This is a genomic window from Bacteroidota bacterium, from assembly GCA_030706565.1.
In the GTDB taxonomy this organism is placed as follows: Bacteria; Bacteroidota; Bacteroidia; order Bacteroidales; family JAUZOH01; genus JAUZOH01.
The window spans coordinates 1-2,085 of sequence record JAUZOH010000548.1 but is presented as its reverse complement, the minus strand read 5'-3'; the positions used below and the strand labels follow the sequence as shown (position 1 = coordinate 2,085).

Below are 2,085 nucleotides of genomic sequence, written 5' to 3'. Positions count from 1 at the left end.
TTAAGTATTCTTACTTTTTCATAGATTCAATAAACCGGCTTTTTCAAACCCATCTGGAGGTAGTCAACATCTTTTCAAAGTGGAGCAATGAGCTGACCGGCAGTCATTTTGATATTTCGACAATTATCCTGCCGGTTGGAATTTCATTTTTCACTTTCCAATCGTTAAGTTATACCCTTGATATTTACAGGAATAAACTGAAACCCGTTAAAAATATTTTGGACTATGCCTTATTCGTGTCATTCTTTCCCCAATTGATTTCGGGCCCTATTGTCAGGGCTGCAGCATTTATTCCCCAGATCAACCATAAGTATAATTTGTCCAGGGCAGAAATGGGTTATGCTATTTTTTTGATATTGAATGGTTTAATCAAAAAAATAATAGTCGCCGATTTCATTTCCATCAATTTGGTGGACAGGATTTTTGACAGTCCCCTGTCCTATTCCGGTTTTGAAAACCTGATGGCTGTTTATGCTTATACTTTGCAGATTTACTGTGATTTTTCGGGCTACACCGACATTGCAACCGGCGTTGCCCTGCTGCTGGGCTTCAGGCTGCCTGTTAATTTCAACTCTCCCTATAAAGCAACCAGTATAAGGGATTTCTGGAGAAGATGGCACATATCGCTTTCTACCTGGCTTAGGGATTACCTGTACATTTCACTGGGCGGCAACCGCAAGGGGAAATTCAGGACCTATCTTAATCTTTTTCTGACCATGCTTTTAGGCGGATTATGGCACGGGGCAAATATCCGGTTTGTTATTTGGGGAACTTTACATGGATTAGGTTTAGTTGTTAACCGATTGTGGGACGACATTAATCCTTTAAGGAATAAAAGTAACCGTTTTTACAGGCTGATCTCAATCGTTCTCACCTTCCACTTTGTGGCCTTTGCCTGGATGTTTTTCAGGGCTGAAGATATAAATTCAGTATTAAGCATGATGGCACAAATCTTACATCATTTTGATTTTGTTCAAATACCTCAAATAATTACAGGGTATAAAACAGTATTCCTGATCATTGGCTTTGCTTATCTGATTCACTGGTTGCCGGCATCATTCAGGGAAACATACCGCGGCTGGTTTATCCAGACTCCCGTAGTTGCTAAAGTTGCGGTTGCCGTTCTGACCGTATTCATCCTTTATCAGTCCAAATCAAGTGCTTTACAACCATTTATCTATTTCCAGTTTTAATGTTTTATGATTTGAAAATCAGTTTGAATGGGGAAGTTTTCCTGTCAAAATGATAGGAAAGGGTAATAAAAACATTAATCTTATTGCCGTTGGCTTTTGTCAAATATTCTGGCATAATTTGAAAAATCCAATATTTGGGCTAAAGCCCAATAAATTCAGGCTTATCCTCTCCGTCAGCTAAAGCTGACGGCAATAGGAAATTCTATGAAATTAAAATTTTGCACATGGCCTTAATTGACTTAGAAAATTGAAGGCAAGAAAAAATCAATACCAATTAATAAAACTATTATAGATCAATTTTTTTGACAATTACCTTTACAGGTAAAATTTATTGCATGATAAAAATTTAGATTTGATCCGATCAATTTTATTAAACCATAATCGGACTTTAGAGCAATTGATTTTAGGGTATTTTTCATTGCCGTTGGCTTCAGCCAACGGAAGAAAGAGGTATCTTCCCCGGCTTTAGCCAAATCTTTCGATAGTAATTCAAATATTTGAAAACAAATTTGGGCTAAAGCCCAATAAATATCTATGCTCAATTATTCCCTCCGTCAGCTAAAGCTGACGGCAATGAAAAATATAATCATAATGAATTTTTCTGAAATCTTTATAATTGAAGTTTCGCAAGTAGTAAAAAGAGGTTATAACGGGATACTGGTTATAGGTTGGAGAAAGTTTGATTTGAGGATCTAGCCGTTTCAGCGTTTTTATAACCACTAAGTCACGGAGAGTTCACTAAGAAATATTTTAAAATTTCATAGTCTCATTTAGTGCCTCCGTGGTTTTCTTTGCGTTAAAACTTTATTCAAACTTTTTGTCGTCACAAAAAGTTTACAAAAAAGACTGTGACTGCGTCAACTCATTCCGCCTCCTGGCGTCGGCTTCATTC

Annotated in this window: 1 protein-coding gene; it reads left to right on the top strand. The window is 37.0% G+C overall.

Annotated features, from left to right (window positions below; translation table 11 throughout):
• Positions 1–1,193: MBOAT family O-acyltransferase (locus tag Q8907_16650; GenBank protein ID MDP4275899.1), on the top strand; the 1,193-nt coding region annotated here is incomplete at its 5' end.
• Positions 1,194–2,085: the final 892 nt, after the last annotated feature.